General features: G+C 36.3%; 14 protein-coding genes. 1 reads left to right on the top strand and 13 read right to left on the bottom strand.

Going from position 1 to position 18974, the window contains the following annotated elements; all coding sequences use genetic code 11:
• Positions 1-117: 117 nt before the first annotated feature.
• The 10 genes from ACRD62_RS20475 to ACRD62_RS20430 all read right to left on the bottom strand — a co-directional run bounded on the left by ACRD62_RS20475 (position 118) and on the right by ACRD62_RS20430 (position 13417).
• Complete coding sequence (locus tag ACRD62_RS20475; protein ID WP_430821969.1) at positions 118-1215, bottom strand: chorismate mutase; 1098 nt, start codon at positions 1213-1215, stop codon at positions 118-120.
• 2 nt (positions 1216-1217) lie between these two features.
• Positions 1218-2387, bottom strand: coding sequence for a pyridoxal phosphate-dependent aminotransferase (locus ACRD62_RS20470; RefSeq protein WP_430821968.1), 1170 nt, complete (start codon positions 2385-2387; stop codon positions 1218-1220).
• Positions 2380-3279: a prephenate dehydratase gene (locus ACRD62_RS20465; RefSeq protein WP_430821967.1), complete on the bottom strand. Its 900-nt coding sequence runs from the start codon at positions 3277-3279 to the stop codon at positions 2380-2382. The genes ACRD62_RS20470 and ACRD62_RS20465 overlap by 8 nt, the downstream gene beginning before the upstream one ends.
• Before the next feature lie 281 nt (positions 3280-3560).
• A complete protein-coding gene (locus ACRD62_RS20460; RefSeq protein WP_430821966.1) occupies positions 3561-5627 on the bottom strand; it encodes a hybrid sensor histidine kinase/response regulator in 2067 nt (688 codons plus the stop codon).
• Positions 5628-5681: 54 nt separating this feature from the next.
• Positions 5682-7550 carry an ABC-F family ATP-binding cassette domain-containing protein gene (locus ACRD62_RS20455; RefSeq protein WP_430821965.1) on the bottom strand — a complete coding sequence of 623 codons (1869 nt, stop codon included), beginning with the start codon at positions 7548-7550 and terminating at the stop codon, positions 5682-5684.
• A gap of 170 nt (positions 7551-7720) precedes the next feature.
• On the bottom strand, positions 7721-8491 hold the full coding sequence (locus ACRD62_RS20450) for a LytR/AlgR family response regulator transcription factor (RefSeq protein ID WP_430821964.1): 771 nt from the start codon (positions 8489-8491) through the stop codon (positions 7721-7723).
• Positions 8492-8494: 3 nt separating this feature from the next.
• Positions 8495-9589, bottom strand: coding sequence for a histidine kinase (locus tag ACRD62_RS20445; RefSeq protein ID WP_430821963.1), 1095 nt, complete (start codon positions 9587-9589; stop codon positions 8495-8497).
• A gap of 33 nt (positions 9590-9622) precedes the next feature.
• Positions 9623-10720, bottom strand: coding sequence for a sensor histidine kinase (locus ACRD62_RS20440; RefSeq protein ID WP_430821962.1), 1098 nt, complete (start codon positions 10718-10720; stop codon positions 9623-9625).
• Positions 10721-10735: 15 nt separating this feature from the next.
• A complete protein-coding gene (locus ACRD62_RS20435; protein ID WP_430821961.1) occupies positions 10736-12496 on the bottom strand; it encodes a hypothetical protein in 1761 nt (586 codons plus the stop codon).
• Positions 12497-12694: 198 nt separating this feature from the next.
• On the bottom strand, positions 12695-13417 hold the full coding sequence (locus ACRD62_RS20430) for a hypothetical protein (protein WP_430821960.1): 723 nt from the start codon (positions 13415-13417) through the stop codon (positions 12695-12697).
• A gap of 497 nt (positions 13418-13914) precedes the next feature.
• Here ACRD62_RS20430 and ACRD62_RS20425 point away from each other — a divergent pair, with 497 nt between their 5' ends.
• Positions 13915-16464, top strand: a complete 2550-nt coding sequence (locus ACRD62_RS20425) for a T9SS type A sorting domain-containing protein (protein ID WP_430821959.1) — start codon at positions 13915-13917, stop codon at positions 16462-16464.
• A gap of 105 nt (positions 16465-16569) precedes the next feature.
• Here the strand turns inward: ACRD62_RS20425 and ACRD62_RS20420 are convergent, their stop codons facing one another.
• From ACRD62_RS20420 to mgrA, 3 genes are all read right to left on the bottom strand, one after another.
• Positions 16570-17436 (bottom strand): IS3 family transposase, encoded by an 867-nt coding sequence (locus ACRD62_RS20420; RefSeq protein ID WP_430821970.1) that lies wholly within the window; start codon positions 17434-17436, stop codon positions 16570-16572.
• Positions 17433-17867 carry a helix-turn-helix domain-containing protein gene (locus ACRD62_RS20415; RefSeq protein ID WP_430821958.1) on the bottom strand — a complete coding sequence of 145 codons (435 nt, stop codon included), beginning with the start codon at positions 17865-17867 and terminating at the stop codon, positions 17433-17435. The genes ACRD62_RS20420 and ACRD62_RS20415 overlap by 4 nt, the downstream gene beginning before the upstream one ends.
• A 103-nt stretch (positions 17868-17970) precedes the next feature.
• Entirely contained in the window at positions 17971-18969 is a 999-nt protein-coding gene (gene mgrA, locus ACRD62_RS20410; RefSeq protein ID WP_430821957.1) for an L-glyceraldehyde 3-phosphate reductase, read from the bottom strand.
• Positions 18970-18974: the final 5 nt, after the last annotated feature.

Genomic DNA, 18974 nt, shown 5'->3' with positions numbered 1-18974 from the left:
GGGAGGCTTAAGTCCCCTTCAGGGGATTTAGGGGTGACATAAAATGATATTTTATTACAAATTGAAACTAACGTTGTTTTGATGTTTAGTTTTTGCACTACTCCAGCCTCGTTTGATTTATTTTTTCGCCAATTCTTTATTCATAATAATATTCTGACGATTGATTGACTCTTCGTGAATATGTTCAAATACTTTCACAACAAATTCAGGATTCAGGTTATTATCTGTAGCCTGATCACGACGTTTATTCATAATCTCATCGTAACGACGAGTTTGAAGAATCGTAATATTGTTATCGTATTTGTATTTACCAATCGCCTCAGAAATCTTCATTCTTGAGCTTAATGTTTCCAATAATTGTTGGTCAAGCAAGTCTATTTTCTTACGTAATTCATCCAGCGTTACACGTGGCTTTTCACCAATAGCAGATTGACGCACTACCAGATCAGTCATGATTTGTTTCAGATGATCAGGTGTTACCTGCTGGCTGGCATCACTCCAGGCTTTTTCAGGACACATATGCGATTCGATGATCAAACCGTCGAAGTTAAGGTCCATTGCTTCCTGTGATACTTCAGCAATCATACCACTTTTACCAGATATGTGGCTGGGGTCAGTAATAATAGGTAATTCAGGAATACGACGACGTAACTCAATTGGAATCTGCCACTCAGGGTTGTTACGGTATTTTGTTTTATCGTATGTGCTGAATCCACGGTGAATAGCACCCAAACGCTTAATTCCTGCCTGATTGATACGTTCCAATGCTCCAATCCATAATTCCAAATCAGGATTCACAGGATTTTTTACCAGTACCGGAATATCCACACCTGCTAATGCATCTGCTACTTCCTGCACAGCAAAAGGGTTTGCTGTTGTACGGGCACCTACCCAAAGCATATCTACACCAAACTTTAAAGCTTCGTAAACATGGTGAGCTGTAGCAACCTCAATACTAACAAACATACCTGTTTCTTCTTTCACTTTCTTCAACCAGGGCAAACCAACGGTTCCAACACCTTCAAAAGCTCCCGGACGAGTACGTGGTTTCCATATTCCTGCGCGGAATATTTTTACTCCCTGAGCAGCTAATTGTTTGGCTGTGGTAAGCACTTGATCTTCTGTTTCGGCACTACATGGTCCGGCAATTAAAATAGGACGCTCCAGTTTAACACCTGGTAATTCCAATGGTAGTAAATCCAGTTTATTTTCCATGGTTATTGTTTTATGATTTTTTCTATTCTTTGTTTTGCTTCTTTTAATACTTCTTGCTTGGTGCAAAGGCTGATTCGAATGTATCGGTTACCTATCTCACCAAATATAAGACCCGGAGTTATAAATACATCTACTCCGTAAAGGATCTTATCCGATAGTTCCCCACTATCTTTATATTTCTCAGGAATGCGGGCCCAAACAAACATTCCGGTTTGATTAGTATCGTAGGTGCATTCCAGAATATCCATTATTTCCTGAACCAGTACTCTTCGTTGTTTATACTCTTGATTAACACTTTGGTACCAGTTGCTATCAAGTTCCAAAGCTTTAACAGCTGCCAGCTGAAGAGGTTTAAACATTCCTGAATCCATATTACTTTTCACTCTTAAAATATATTGAATGAAAGTTGGATTAGAGAATACAGCTCCTACACGCCATCCGGCCATGTTATGAGATTTACTCAGTGAGTTAAGCTCAATGGCAATGTCATTGGCACCTTCAATGGATAATATACTTTGGGGTGAATCATTCAGGATAAAGCTGTATGGGTTATCATTACAGATAACAATGTTATGCTTCTTTCCAAAGGCAATTACTTTCTTGAAAAAGTCAGTATTGGCATTGGCTCCGGTAGGCATATTCGGATAGTTAATCCACATCAGCTTAACATTGCTTAAATCCAGTTTTTCAAGCTCATCCAGGTTGGGCAACCAGCCTTTGTTTTCATCCAGATCATAAGGAATCAAAGTTGCCTGGGCAATTTTACTGGCCGAAGCATAGGTTGGATATCCCGGATTAGGAACCAAAACTCCATCGCCCGGATTAAGGAAAGCAAGTGTAATGTGCATAATGCCTTCTTTAGATCCCATCAATGGCAAAACTTCTGTTCCTGGGTCAACTTTTACACCGTAATATCTCTCATACCAAGTACTGAATGCTTCCCGCAGTTCAGGTATGCCAACATAACTTTGATAGCCATGATTGGTAGGGACTTTGCTTTGTTCCGAAATCTCTTCAATAACTGAAGGAGCAGGAGCCATATCAGGGTTACCGATTCCCAGGTTAATAATTGGCTTGCCTTCTTTTCTTAATTTATCAAGCTCTTTTAGTTTGATAGAGAAGTAGTATTCTTCTACCTGATTGATTCTATCAGCTGGTTGTATATTATTCATGGTTGGCTGTTTCTACTGTATTACCGTTTTGAATAGGGTATGATTGTTTACCTTTTTCGTATTCGCCCAGAATCTTTAGTTTTTTGCACAAAGGTCGTATAGCATCCAACGATTGTAAATAGCGTTTGTAATCATTGAATGTAACATCAACATAAAATAAATATTCCCATTCTTGTCCTACGATAGGTAAGGATTGTATTTTGGTTAAGTTGATGTTATAAAAACTCAGAACAGTCAAAACTTTCGACAGGCTTCCTTCGTCGTGAGGCAATGAAAAAACCAATGATGCTTTATTGATTCTGTTTTGTGCCAAAAGTTCATCCGTTTCAGTCAATGCTCTGTCGGTAATAACTAAAAAGCGGGTGTAATTGCGTTTATTGGTTTCAATACCACTGGCAATTATATTTAGTTTATACATGCTTGCCGCCAGTTCAGAAGCTATGGCAGCAATGCCTGTTATTTTTTCTTCCGAAATACGCTTGGCACTTAAGGCTGTATCTTCCGATTCGATTAATTTAATATGAGGGTATGCTTTAAAGAATTCCTCACACTGCGCTAATGCCATAGGGTGAGAATGTACCTCGCGGATATCTTCAATACTTTGCCCGGGTAATGCCATTAACTGGTGCTTGATACGCAATTTGTACTCACCAATAATAAGCAGGTCACTGTCTTTAAGCATGGTGTAGTTAGGTAATAAACTACCTACCAATGTATTTTCAATAGCAATAATTCCATAAATCGACCTATCTTCTTTTAATGTCTGAAACAAGTCCGGAAAGGTAAGGCACGGTATTACTTCTAATTTATCATCCTCGAAGTACGCTTTTGCGGCAATCTCGTGATTTGCTCCCGGCCATCCCTGTATTGCTATTTTTTTCTTTTGTTTCATTGTGTTTAAGTCAGTATATGAAAAAACCCGCCTTACGAGGCGGGTTTCTATATATTTTACTATTCTGAATGTCTTATAGCGTGCCCACCTCTTTTAGTCTGCTAAAAAAGAAATAATAAAAGCTATAAAAAAAGTTGTGAGCCATTGTTCTCTGTTTTTTTCGTGCTACAAATGTAGAGAATAAATTTAGATTACCAAATCGAGAGTAAGAAAATACTAAAAAAATTAAATAGTAAGTTTTGCTTATGTTTTACTAATAGTTTGTAAATGCTGAGTAAATATTATTGAATCCCTGTTTTTTGTTTTTGCTTTATACTGTTAGAGGATTCTTCCCGGTAAATAGGGTGGTAAATTGTAAATGTACTGCCAACATCTACTTTTGATTTTACTTCAATTTTACCTCCTAATAAATCTATCAGATCACTGGAAATGGTTAAACCTAATCCGGTTCCTTCTGCTTTCTTAAGATGCGGATTCTCTACCTGCAGGAATCGATGAAAGATTTTTGCTTGTTGATCTTTCGGGATACCAATACCTGTGTCTTTAACGTAAATCACAAGCATGTTCTCATTAATATAGGCTCCTAATGTAATACTGCCTTTCTCGGTGAATTTAAGAGCATTGGTCATCAGGTTAAAGATAATTTGTTTAAGTCTGATATTATCGGAATGCAGGCTTGTGTTACTTTCAATTTTATCAATGGATAAAAGAATCTCAAGATCAGGTTTATCGAGTTTCTCTTTTTCACTTTTAAATTGTTGATAGATTTCCTTCAATACTTCTGTAATGTTAAAACTGGAATATTGGAGTTCGATGTGTCCGCTTTCCAATTGAGAAAATATCAGTATGTCAGAAATCAGTTGCAGCAGATGCTGACCATTGGATTGAATAATATTCAGATAGTTGTTTTTTTGAGCATTGGTCAGATCATTATCTTCTAAAAGCTCTGAGAACCCAATAATGGCATTCATGGGAGTTCGAATTTCATGTGACATATTGGCTAAAAAGGTCGATTTCATAAAGTCCGATTCTTCAGCTTTCTCCTTGGCTGCAATCAATTCTTCTTCATTTTTTTTCTTATCTGTAAAATCGCTTATAACCTTTACAAAACCTATTGGTGAGGTTCCACCATCATACACTGGGCTGGTTTTAGTACGGTAATATTTTTGGTTTTGCTCATCAAAATATTCTAAAACCTCTGTGTTATTGGATATTTTGCTTTTTTCAATCTGACAGAATTCACAAGGTTTCTTATTACCATATACTATTTCAAAACATTTTTGTCCTAGCTGATTATCAAATGTTTTGATTGTTTTTTCTTTGTATGCTTTGTTTGCCCAAAGAACCCGGTATGCTGGATCAACAAAAACAACCTGTTCATCAATGCTGTTTAATATTAATTCCTTCTCATTAACTAATTGGGCTATAAGTTTCTCGTTAGCGGCTCTGAGTTTAAGCTCTTTTTTAAGTGCCCTATTATTGTTGGTTATTCTAACTCTTAGAAATATTAAATAAACAACGAGAAGACTAATAATTGAACCGATAACGAATAAAAATACTTTTAGCCAAAGTGGTTTCTCTTTTTCAATTGGAGCTAACATCCATCGATCGATAATGGAATGATAAACTTCAGGTGATTGAGTGAGGAATCTACTTATCTCAGTATCAAGTTCATTTATCAACTCAATAGATTCACGACTGGTAGCAAAATTGAGATGAACAGGATTGAAAAGTATGGGTGTTTCTCTTAATTCTTTTTTTAAATTGACATTGAAACCAAACACTTTATTGATGGCAATAGCTTCAACTTCTTCTTTTTTTATGGCTTCAACTAATTGCTTCTGATCGGCATAATTAAATATTTCAGTATGAATGTTAAAGTCCTTTAGAAGTTTGATAAAAGCAGCCCCATGTATATCTCCTTTCTCAATCCCCAGTTTTACATTTTCCATTTCTGAAATATCACGGATTGTATTTTCCAGACCAGTGTATATAACTCCCCAATTAATAAAGATCGGATCTTTGGAATATCGTATTGTTTTTTCTCTTTCTTTTGAATAGGCGATGCAGGGCGCAATATCTATCAGGTTATTTTGCGTTGCAATGAGTGCTTCTTCTAAAGTGTAATTGAAGTAATTAAGTTTCCAGTTTTTTTCGATGGCAATATGTTCCAGTATATCAATAAAAATACCCTTTGCCTTGCCTGTTGAATCAGAAAAAATGAGAGGTGGATTATGGTAAACTCCGACTTTAATTTCGCGAGCAATGCTATTCTCGTTATCTGCAGTAACTGTTTGGCCGATTATGAGCAAACATAGCAATATTATGGTTAAAAGTCTTTTGGGCATAAGTCGTTAATTGATGCAAATATAAGTAATTACACCCAATGGTAGAATACATAATTACATTTCTTCAATTTCCTTCAATTCAAGCCAACGCATTTCTTTTTCTTCTATGAATTCCATTGTTTGGCCCAGTAATTCAGATTTTTCTACCAATTCATCTGGTCCTAGCGTTCCTGAATTTAAAATGTTTTGTAACTCTTCTTTTTTCTGTTCAAGTTCCTCCAGCTCTGTCTCTAAAGATTCTAATTCTCGTTTTTCTTTGTAGCTAAGTTTTTTAGGTTTGTCTTTGGTTTGTGTATTTGCTTCTGGCTTTGGTTTTTTTTCGGTTTTGACCTTTTCGCGTTGTTCTTTTTTTGAATTGTCATGGTAATCGGAATAATTACCCGGGAAGTCCTTTATTTTTCCTTCACCTTCAAAAGCGAATAAATGATCACAAACTTTATCCAGAAAGTAACGGTCGTGCGATACAATGATTACACATCCTTTGAAATTCTGAAGATAATCTTCGAGTACATTTAAAGTGAATATATCCAGGTCGTTGGTAGGCTCATCCAGAATCAGAAAATTAGGATTACGCATTAAAACAGTCATCAGGAACAGACGCTTTTTCTCACCGCCACTAAGTTTACTAACAAATACATGATGCATTTCGTTAGGGAAGAGGAAGTAACGTAAAAACTGAGCTGCTGACATACGTTGGTTATTGCCCAATGAAATATCATCTGCAATCTCGGAGATCACATCTATTACTTTTTTACTCTCGTCTATTTTAATTCCTTCCTGACGATAATATCCAAAAATAACGGTTTCACCTTTTTCAACTTCACCTGTATCGGGTTGAAGTGTTTCTGTTAAAATATTCAGGAAGGTAGATTTGCCGGTTCCGTTTTTGCCAACAATACCAACCTTCTCAAATGGTGCAAATTTATAGCTAAAGTCTTCGATGAGTTTTTTGTCATCAAATGATTTGGAGATGTTATGCAGGTTGACCACTTTTTTGCCCAGTCGGGCCTGTCCTATACCTATTTCAAGGTTTTGTTCATTCAGGTTCTGCGAAGCTTTATCCTTCAAATCATAAAAAGCATCAATCCTGTATTTAGCTTTTGTAGCGCGAGCCTGTGGCATTCGATTCATCCATTCCTGCTCTCGTCGCAGCAGGTTACGGGCTTTTTCTACTTCTGCCTGTTGAGTCTCAATACGCTCCTGACGTTTTTGTAAAAAGTAGGAGTAATTGCCTTCGTATTTATAAATATTCTGATCAGCCAGCTCAATTATTTCATTACAAACACGATCGAGGAAATAGCGGTCGTGAGTAACCATTAACAAAGTAGCTTTCGACTTTGAAAGGTATTGCTCCAGCCAGTCAACCATTTCCAGATCGAGGTGGTTAGTGGGCTCATCCAATATTAATAGATTAGGTTCTGAGATCAAAATGCTCGCCAGAGCAACTCGCTTACGCTGACCACCTGATAGTTCAGATACAGGCTGATCGAACTTTGTGATTTTTAATTCCGACAGAATCTGTTTGATTCGCTGCTCATAATCCCAGGCTTGCAGAGCATCCATCTTTTCTATCAGCGTGCCCATCATTTCCTGATCGTTCTTTTCGATGGCCTGTTCATAGGCTTTAATCGTTTGAACAACTTCACTTTCGGTATTAAATACTTCTTCAATAACTGTGTGTTGCTGATTGAGATATGGATCCTGACTAAGATAACCCAATGTAATACCATTTCGAAGAATTACATTTCCTTCATTGGAAGGCATTTTACCTGCTAAAATATTCAGAAGGGTGGTTTTACCGGCTCCATTACGGGCAATCAGTGCTACTTTTTGACCTTCGGATAATCCTATATTGATATTTTCGAATAAGCATATGTCGCCCCAATGCTGGGTAATGTTTTCGGCAGATAAATAATTAATCATGATCAGCTATTTGAGGCTGCAAAGGTAGGTAAATAGTTTTATATTTAGTCCATAAGAAACAAGGCAGCAGGCAGTAGTTTATCAGTCATTAGGAGGCTAAAAAAATGTAGCATAAGTCTGGAATTAAATAGTACTAATCTCTAAGAGTCTACTGATCTAAAAGTCAGGCATTATCCATTAAACCAACTTTTAAAGGCTGTTACTTTTTCGCGACTCACAATGATCTCACGATCAAATTCAACATCAGGTTTAATCTTCAGACGGCTGTTCGAATGAACCAGTACTTCCTGTATTTTATTTATATTGACAATGAATGATCGACTGATACGAAAGAATTCAGCTGGATTCAACATATCTTCCAGTTCCTCCAGTTTGTAATCGATAATATAACGATTTCCTTTTTCGGTAAGAATAAAAGCAGTACGACCTTCGGCATAGAATAAAACTATTTTATTGGTTGTGACCGATTTTATTCGTTCACCCAGTTTTACCATAAAGCGTTCTTTATAGGTTTTTCTGTAATGCAATAATGCTTCATTAAGCTCTTCCAATTTTAATCGTTGACTAGCCGAAGATAGGTTTTGACGAAGACTTTCCAGTTTTTCGAGACTGTGAAATAAATCATCGTAATTGATTGGTTTTAACAAATAATCGATGCTGTTTACTTTGAAAGCCTGAATAGCGTATTCGTTGTAGGCAGTTGTAAAAATTACCGGAATATTAACCTGTACTTTATTGAATATTTCAAAGCTTAATCCATCAGAAAGGTGAATATCCATGAAAATCAAATCCACATTATTCAAAGGGTTTTGTAACCACTCAACCGATTTTTGAACAGATTCAAGAATGTTTTCAATGTGAATATTTGAATCGTAGCGCTGCAATAATCTCACAAGTATCTCACTTGCTGGTTTTTCATCTTCTATTATTAGTACTCTCATGGTCTATTCCTCTTCAATTTCAAAAAGTGGTATGCTAATTTTTATCTCCGTATCATTATCAATTATCTCAGGTCTTTCCGAACTAAAATAATCATAAGCCCTGTTGAGGTGGTTGATGTTCCAATGATTTATGCTTTCCAAATTAATTTTGGGATGATTGGTAGCCTTGAATTGAAGTTTCTCATTTGAACTGATGAGATTTACTTCTAATGGCTGATATTTATTAATGATGGATCGGTTACATATTTCGGTCAACAGGGTTGATATGGTTCCGGGTACCATTTGTTTGCAATTGCATTCTTCATCCAAACTATCTGTAATTCTGATGGCTCCGTTGTGTTTAATGTTTAAAATGTAAATCAATGAGTTAAGGTTTCTTAATTCTTCAGCTACACTAACCAGTTCAATGTGTCTGGTATCCAAAATATAACGGTATATTCCCGAAAGATGATTGATAATGTTTTCAGCCATCTTTTTATCATGCTTAACAATTGAGATCAGGTTTTCAAGGCTATCGTACAGCAATTGTGGATTAATCTGCAGCTTGTAATTTTCCAAATCGTGTTCCAGGCTTTTACGAAGTTCTTTCTCGCGTATGTAATTGATTTGCTTATTAACAGCTAAGAAGGAAGTACTTACATGTATTATTGCATAAACCATTGAAATTATACCAAACACCCCGTTGAAAGCAATTAACTCAAGATTAAAATCTTTAAATCCGATAATATAGATGTAATATAATATTACCAGTGTTGATATTACAATAATGGAAACAAGAAGGGAAAGTAGAGGAATGATTATGATTCTTGTGGATGCTCCCGGTGTTTTTGTGGGTGTTTCGGTGTTTTCTGATTCATCCTCATGGCGGTTAATAATTTTAATTGGAAATTTTTTGTCGAGAAATATCAAAGCCGTTCTTTGAATTTCGAGGAGGATAAAAGAGAAGAAAATAGTTATGGCAACTTCATTGCTAAAGAAATGACTTCCCAGTTCATCCAAAGTGTCAAAAACCAGTAAAATAAGTATATAAGCAACAATTCCTGTCGGGACAGGTAACAGAAAGCGTAGCCATTTATTAAGGGTGCTGTTTTTCTTCATTCGATTAAAATTAATGAATCATAAATTAAATGGCTATAAATGATTCATTATTAATGGTAGTTGGACTGTAAAATAATTGTCTCGGTCTATTATTAGTTCATGTCTGGTGAAATAGGAGTAACGTTTTTTTATGTTTTCAAGACCCACTTTATGCGAAACGTGATGGTTGGGTTTTTTAACAATCTGATTATCGACCTCTATAAAACCTGGCTTTCGTTCAAAATTGTTGCTGACACGTAAAGAGTTTTTGTCCGACTCAATTTTTATATTCAGTGGTTTATCTTCATCAAAATGATTGTGTTTAACGGCATTCTCAACTAGTAATTGCAGGGTCATGGGAGGAATAAATGTTTGCTTAACACTGTCATCAATCTGCACTGAAAGATCCAGTGCATTTTCAAATCGAATCTGTAGTAAAAAATAATAAGCATCAATAAAATCCAATTCATCTTTTACCAATACAAGGTCTTTTTGATGACTTTTTAGAATATAGTTAAATGTATGTGCAAATCTTCTTACAAAACTCTCAGTGGTGGCTATGTCGCGATGAAGCAGCGATGCAATAGTATTAAGTGTATTAAATAAATAGTGCGGACTTAGCTGACTTTTAAGAATTTCATATTGGAGTTTAAGCCTTTCCCTTATCATCTTTTCGCTTTCGATATTAGCCTGAATAAAGCTGGTGTACGAGTATTGATAAAGATTAATGAGAATATATACTACATTGGAAATAACAAACAGAATGATGAATTTGAGAGTGACATCACCCGATTCAGAAAGAAAAATTCCCAAGGACTTATCGGGATGTTTGAGCAGGATAAAAATATATAAACTCAATAATAAAATAACCAGCGCAACAAGGGTGTTAGCCACAAACTGAATGAAAAACCGGGAACTGGTGCCGTTGTTCCAGCTCTTATACAGATTTAGTCCTGTTGTAACTAATGAGAAGACTCCAAAAATTATCCAGGAAGTTATTATGAATAACGAAAGTGTATCCATATCGTTTCCGAAAGAACTAAGATCGCCTCGTTCGCTGAATATCAGATAGCTGTAAATCAGCACCCCGTATAGGGTGCTGACCAACGCTTGTATTAATAGCTTCTTCGAAGAATAGATTGATCCGGACATAAGCATTCCTCTAATTTAGCGGATAGTTTTTAAAACTCTGTTCTTTTCATATTCCGATTCAAGTTCTTTGGTCATTGATTGAAAGATGTATTGAACAGATGAGTCTTTGCCCGGAATGTGAGGACTGATACGAACCAATATGGCTGCTTTCTCAACATCAACTTCTATTCGCTGATTACATTCCATCACTTTAATCAATAGTTTATCATTTAAAACAGGGTGATCTATAACCATTCTCAAAAGCTCTTCAATAGTTGAGTTCTGATCCATTCGTTCAATAATCTGGAAGAACTGATTATAGTTGCTGTCGGTTAATGGAAACTGCTGAATTACCTGGCGAAGTATGGCTCCTGCACCATGCTGGAAATCAGGAACCAGATTGCTGGTTTGTCGTAGTAATCGGTACATTGCTTTTTCATTAAGCTTGTTCTTGTCCAATAAATCAAGCATTATATTATAAACCTCCATTTCGCTGTCCATGCTGTTCAATACTGCGAAATAGGCATCTATCACTTCATCATCGTTGATAAATAAGCGATTTGCTTTTCGCAGAATCTGTCCTCGCTGACTGTTTGAAGATATGTTTTCAGCGGTTCTCAAATAGCTTAAAAGAGATCCTTTGTCAGGTTTTTGGTTGCCGGTCGAAAGACCTGATTCAAGCATGGCGGTGGTAATTTCTCCTTTCAAAACATAGTAACTGTCCGACATATCATCCAAAACACTTCTGAACTCAGCCATTACACCATTGTCTTTAGGAATATAAGGAAGTGCAAAAAGAAGAACAGCACCTTTTTCTCTTTCAGATGAGAAATCAGAAACAACATTCAAAAGACTAATCCATGTATCGTTCGACAGTGTTTTTTTCCTGATCAGATCTTTCAATACATTTCCTTTTTCAGAATTAATTTCCATATCATCAATAATGTCGAAATAAGCTTTTCGTATAATGAAATCATCTGAATAATTAGCATTGAACATACGTAGCGTTGAACCACGTTCTGTATTGTATTCATGAGTTGAAACTGCTTCCAATAAAGCTGCTGCCTGTTCTGTGTTTAGTTTATAATTCTCAAGAATGAAACGTAATAGAGTTCCTTTAGTACTGTTCGATCTGATATCACCTACTTCGTCAATTACCCTTCGAAGGTCTTGATTTTTAAGTTGATTATCGAAGATCAGAGTTTTTAAGGCATTGGTTTTTGATTTACCGCTTACCGTAACAGTTTCCATGCTGAAGAATGACCATTCAGTGCGTGATTTACGTGTTGATGATCTGTTTTCAATCATTTCAAAAACAGCATCTAATCCTTCCTTATTATAGATTCGATGTATTCGTGATTCTATTCCTAAATCACTCTTGGCAACTATATCAGGCAGAATCTCTGCTAACCATTTTTTACCTTCAGGCTCAAAAGAAGTTTTTGTTTTGCCCACATAATACTCATAGGTAAGCTTGCTGTTGTCATCAGCATGAATGAACAGACGACGATTGTTTCCAAATGCAGTTTTATTAATTTCTACAAATCCACCAGGAGAGATTGAATTAATCATTTTATCATCGCTTGATATTTCAATAATGCCCTGATATTTCAGATCAAATGGAAAATCTTCAGATACGGATGAAATAGTGAAGTTTCCATCTTCATAAACAAAAACTTTTGTTTTTTTTGCTGGCTTTTCGTCTGCCTTTAAAGTTTCACCAAAAATGGTGGAAAACAGCAGAGCAAAAACCAATAGGCTCTTAACCTTGTATTGTTTGGTAAATGTCCGGTTCATATTATTTAGTTTAAATTTTACTTTTAATCAATATTTGATAAAGCAATATTAAAACCAATAAACACCTAATAAAAATGCAATGAAGTGAATTGTTGATTTTATGTAGTCAATTGCAAAATAAGGGTGAGGTTACTCAATTCTAAATAAAATGCGAACTAGATAACAGAATCAAAAACATCTGAATTGATAGTGAGAAGCTTATTTTTCTTCGTTCTCAAATTCAAAAGTAAATGTAACATTGGGATATTCAGGGTAAAGGTTTTTTTGTGTGAATTCATCAATGGCTTCTACCTTGGATAATAAGTCGGCAGAAGGTTTTCCTCCAAACCGAGAAATATTGATAATAAATTCGAAATGAAGTTTTGTGTGATTTTTAACGTTGTTAACAGTGTCAAATATTAGGCGTTGGATATCGTAAATTAAGCGTTCTTCATCCATATGACCAATGAAAAACACAATGCTTTTGCCTCCTTTAATTTCTTTATCCGTTTCCATCGCATTACACGAACTTTCTTCTTTTTGTGGAGCTTTAATCTGATAAAAAATATTGTCCTCCACATTACTGAACTGAAGAGATTCTATTGGTTCGAATGTCTCTTGATTGATTAACTGGTAGAAAACCAGACCTTTTTCTATTTTAGAATGATAACCTTTATAAAGAACATATGTAAGCTTTTGTCCTTTAACATCCATGGTGGCAATATCAGTCATTACAAAAGCCTGCGAAGGAATATTTCTAAGAGTGTTATTAACAAATTCGTTACAAAAAGCAGTCATTTTAACCTCCTGCACAATAGAATCATTGTTTTTGATAAACATGTAATTGGGCGTTTTAACAAGCTTATCTGTACTAGCCAAAATAGTTAAGTTGGTTTCCTTGATTAAAGAAATTAATGAGTAAGCTGCTTTTAAATATTCCATGTTGTATCGCTTGTAAACTTTACAAGTCAAAATTAAAGAATAATTATTCTTTAGCAATAAAATGTAAGATAGAATATCCCTGAAATAACAATCTGTAAAATTATAGAGCAATAAATGGATTTATTGTTATTTGATATAGGTGTAGCTGATATTTTACAAAGGTATACAATCTCAAAGATGATTAATTTATATGTTTCCAATGATGAGAATGTAACAGTATTAGTCCTTGTTTTTGTATTGCTTTACATCAGAGGAAATGGAGGTTTTATTTGTAAGTTGTTCATTATGAAATGAAAAAACTGGGTTTGAGTTAAGGCATTCAACATTTAATTGTTACATGCTTCTTAATTTTATCCGTTTTAGTTTCTAAGCTTACTAAACATCTGTGCCAGTAAAATAAATATATGTGATATAGTCAGAGGTATTTCAATACATAGTTTTGAAACTGAATCTACAATCGATTAAATCAGTTTTCTTAACTAATAAATCTATGTAATATGAAGCTAAAAAGTACTTTTTTTAATCTATTCTTACTTTTCTTGTTTCTTTGGACGGAAAGTTCCAGGGCACAAACAATAACTAACCGAGCTTTGGAGGCAACTGTTTCCACATCACATGTATCGCCATGGGAGACTTTAGGTGCTGTTAACGATGGTGTTTCATCAACCAGTTCAACAGCTAAGCCTGCTGCAGGAGCTTATGGTAACTGGAATGGTGAATCTTTTTATAATACCTATAACTGGGTGCAATATGAGTGGCCAACAGCAATTAATATTGAATCCACTTCTGTGTTTTGGTGGTCTGATGGAGGTGGAATTTCTAAGCCAACTGATGCATATATTGAATACTGGAATGGCGTAAACTGGATACATGCTGGTCAGATCGGAATTGATTTGAATATCAATAATTCTCTTTCAATGGGAGTTTGGGCGAATAAAATTCGTATTACCATGAAAAGTAATACTTCTACAGGTATTATTGAATGGCAGGTGTTTGCCTCTGATGAAGCTCCTTGTGCAGCTTCTGAGATTATTGCTTCAGTACAGGTGAACGATGGCGAACAGGTACAACTATCGAATATTATTGTTACGGTTGGTGATGATGTTACCATTACAGCCCAGGTTGCAGAAGAAGCTGAAATATACTGGTTTGGTCCTGATGGTTTTATAGCTTCTGGTGTCGATAATATCTATCTGGGGAATGTTGAATTGAATCAGTCGGGAGCATATGAGATTGTGTGTATTAATGATTGTGGGGGTTATTCTCAGAGTCGAGTTAATCTTACAGTGAGTTCTGGTAATAATGGTTCGGCTTATAATTGGCCGGCTTATGATCCTCCTATTTATTACGATTTTAAGGATGAATATCCTGAATTGGAAATGCCAACACAGGATTTGGATGATTGTGCAAATGTGGCCGGTCGCCAGTCCTCAGGATGGTGGACATTTGTTTGGGGGCCCAATGCCCGTGATGAAATTACAGAAGCAGCTATTACTCCAATGTTAGATCGATTCAATCAGGATTTTGCTTATTTCAGGGATGTGATGGGATGGCCACCTGATAAAAGGGCAAAAAACGGATACAGAAGTGCGATCTATCTATTTGGATCTGGTTTATGCACTGATAATGCCGATAATACAGCCTTAGGTGGCTGGATGGGAAGTATCGATTATCAAGGGCAAAGTTGGCCAATGGTTTTAGCTTCTTATTATCCGGTTTACTCATTCGATCCAGCATGTACATACGGAGATCGTGAGGGACAAATGGGTGCAATGATACACGAAGGAATTCATGCAGTGTTGGCTGATTTACCTGGAGCTAAAAATGCAGCATGGTTTCACGAGGGTGGAAATACCTGGTTACAGCAGGAAATGGAATCACAGAAGTCAGGAGATTATTTGTCTATGGGATTCTTGAATGCAGGCGCCTTAATTGCACCATTCATGCCTATTGAGTGCTACTCTGGCTGGCTGCAGGATGATAGTTTTGGTGGGCCATCGGCAGAAGGTGTAAATATGTTTGATGGGGATCAGCAAATTTGTACCTGGCGTAACTTGCTAGGAGGTAATCAATATGGAAACCTGTTTCCGGTAATCTTCAGTCAGATTTTTGGTGATCATAGTGTGGCCTGGATATGGAGATACTGTGAGAATAGGGTTTTAGAGGGGATAGCTGATACCTTAGGCGAATATCAAACAAGGCGATTGATTATGGAATACAGGGCTAAACAGGCAATGTTGGATATAGGCCCATGGTCGGGAGCATGTCGTAATCTGTTGGACGCTAATTTTGGAGGTAGTATACAAGCTGAATGGCAACCTTCATGGTTAAATCCTGAGGTTTGGTATGCAACACCATATGCTAAAACATCAGACGATGGTACCGGATTGCTTACACCTGAATACAGAACAACTCCTGGATGGTCGGGTGCCAATCAAATTCCTTTAATTGTAAATGCAGATAAGGTTACAGTCGATTTTAGACCAATAGGGAATAATATGAGTTGCCAACTGTGTTACAGAGCTACTGATGGGTCGGTTGTGTATGGAGAACCTGTATTTGGTGGAGAATGTACATTGAATATTGATAAGCCTGCAGCCAATGATGTTGTTTTTGCCGTGATTTGTAATACTGATTTTATTTACGAAGGAGAGCAAACAAGAAAATCACATTTCGATTATCGATTGAAACTTGTTGATGGAATAAAAGAAAGAGCACACTGGAATGTTCGCTGGTATCAATGGGATGAGACTTTATCAAACATTACAATCCCAACTTCAATCGAGAAGAACACAAAGATAAGTCAAAACCTTTCTGTTTATCCAAATCCTGCTATATCTGGTGATGAGGTTAAAATCACGTTTAGCAACGAAGAGGGAAAGGATGTTTATCTGAATGTATACAGTTTAGGTGGACGCTTAATGGTTAGTACCCAAACAAAAAGTTCAGAATTGAAATTAAATAGTTCTACATTGGAAAAAGGAATTTATATTCTTTCAGTTAGCTCTGACGAGGTGAGCGATACATATAAATTAATAATCCAATAAAGAATTTCATTCCTACAGATTAAAGATTACCTTTTCAATAATTAAGAATGTGACTAGTCCTAAATAACCGTTACAGATTATTGGACTAAAATAATAACATTCTTGTTAGTCCCCAAGGGTACCCTTGGGGACTAATTTTTTGCTGTACTTCTTGATTTTTACTTTTCGTTGTTCGTGCATTTGTTCTGGCGTAAGCATGCCACATGAAAAATGAGGTCTTAATTTATTATATGTCTCAATACTTTCTGCCACAAGTGCCTTTAGGACTTTACTATTATGAGCATATTTCTCTAGTTCAAATTCCCCTTTTATAATTCCATTAACACGCTCTGCAATGGCATTAGCATATGGGTCATAAGATTCAGTCATACTAGTTAATATATTACTCTTATTCAATCGCTTTTGATACTGATTGCTACAATATTGAATACCTCTGTCTGAATGATGTATTAGCGGCTCTTTCTCATATTTTCGTTTTTTTATGGCCTTCTTTAAAGCATCTAATGCACCCTCAACATTTAGGTTGTCAGATAAATTATAGCCTACGATTTTTTTAGAGTAAGCGTCAGTTATTAATGACAAATAATGATGATTGCCTCTGTTGCCAATATAGGTTATGTCTGATACCCAAACCTGCTCGGGCCGAGAGATAGTCATTTCGGACACTAGGTTCTTATGCTTACGGAATCTATGGTGCGAGTTGGTTGTTGTTCGATAACTTCGTATTGGTTTAATGGACATATGGTTGGCATTTACTATGGCAAATAATGTATCTCTCCCTACATGAAGCTCCCGCAATGGTTCGTAAAGAACCTTATAAAGTTTGCGAGTACCTAACCTTGGCATTCTGACACGAACAGATTGAACAAGCTTGATGACTTCCTCAGCTCGTTGTTGACGCCTTGATGAACTTTGTTTAGCTCTATAATAAACCTGTCGGCTTACCCCGAGTAATCTACAGGTAGAAACTATTGTTTCTTTTTGCGATGTTTTAAAGTATTCGATTCCTCGGGTAAGGAGTTTTTTCGTATTGGGATATTAAACTCTTTCTCAGCCATATCAATCATCATGTCAAAGAATATAGCTTTTTTGTCGGCCCGCTCGGCCTGGTGTTCCAGAAAAGCTTTTTGCTTCTCTAAAAGTTTAATTTTTTGTTCCAACTCTAGTATTTTTTGATCTTTTGATTTCGGCATATACGATGGTGTTTGATTCTCCCAATCAAAGTTACCATATTTTCTGAGCCAGTTAGTAACAGTACTATGGGCTTGAATTCCATACTTTCTGGTCGCAGCTTTTATACCTAAATCACCTCGTTCAATTTCTTGAACAACATGTAATTTAAAAGACATAGAGTAGTCTTTCTGTGTGCGCTTAACATACTTTGCTTTAGTTTCTTCTTTCATAGCTTTACTTTTTGTGTAACGCTATTTCAGGACTAGACAATGGAAAATATTAAAAAAGCTGCCTTCAAATAATATGAGGCAGCTTTTTTGATTTCAATTCGACTTATGCCCAAACGGGTTTTGATATTGTCTCAATCTTTTCAAGTTCTTCGGCTGTAAACTCAATATTATTTAAAGCAGCCAGGTTATTGTCTAATTGGTTGGTAGATGAAGCTCCAACAAGCACTGAAGTAACTGTTTTATGACTCAATAACCAGGCAATAGCCATTTGTGCCAACGATTGTCCGCGTTGTTGAGCCATTGCATTAAGTTCAGTAATGGCTTTACGTTTCACATCGGTTAGCATCGATTCTTTCAAAAAATGGGCTTTAGCCATTCTTGAGTCTTCAGGTATTCCTTTCAGATAACGGTCTGTTAGCAGGCCTTGTGCTAATGGTGAGAACGGAATGCAGCCAATTCCTCTCTTATCCAATACATCCAGTAATCCACCTTCAACCCATCGATCAAAAATGTGATATCGCGGTTGATGAATTAAACATGGGGTACCTAAATCACGCAATATCGATTCTGCTTTTTGTGTTTGTTCAGCCGTATAATTCGATAAACCGACATATAAAGCCTTACCCTGACGAACAATTAAATCAAGTGCAGCCATGGTTTCTTCAAGAGGAGTGTCCGGATCGGGACGATGGTGATAAAAAATATCAACATATTCCAATCCCATTCTTTTCAGGCTTTGGTTCAGACTGGCAATCAGGTTCTTCTTCGATCCCCATTCTCCATATGGTCCTTCCCACATGTAATACCCTGCTTTGGATGATATTACCAATTCATCGCGATAGCTCCCTAGATCACTTTTTAATACACGACCTAAGGTTTCTTCTGCTGAACCGGGTTGAGGTCCGTAATTATTAGCGAGATCGAAATGAGTCACACCGTTGTCGAATGCATGAAGCAGTATCGAGCGCGAGTTATCAAAAACATCGGCAGATCCGAAATTATGCCACAGACCCAATGAGATGGCGGGTAATTTCAAACCACTGCGTCCGCAACGATTATAAATCATTGTTTCATATCGGTTGTTAGCTGCTATGTAGTTCATTTTGT

The sequence above is a fragment of the Carboxylicivirga caseinilyticus genome (assembly GCF_050589785.1).
Lineage (GTDB): Bacteria > Bacteroidota > Bacteroidia > Bacteroidales > Marinilabiliaceae > Carboxylicivirga > Carboxylicivirga caseinilyticus.
Note: the sequence above shows the minus strand (reverse complement) of the source record. Positions and strands in the feature narration are given on the sequence as shown.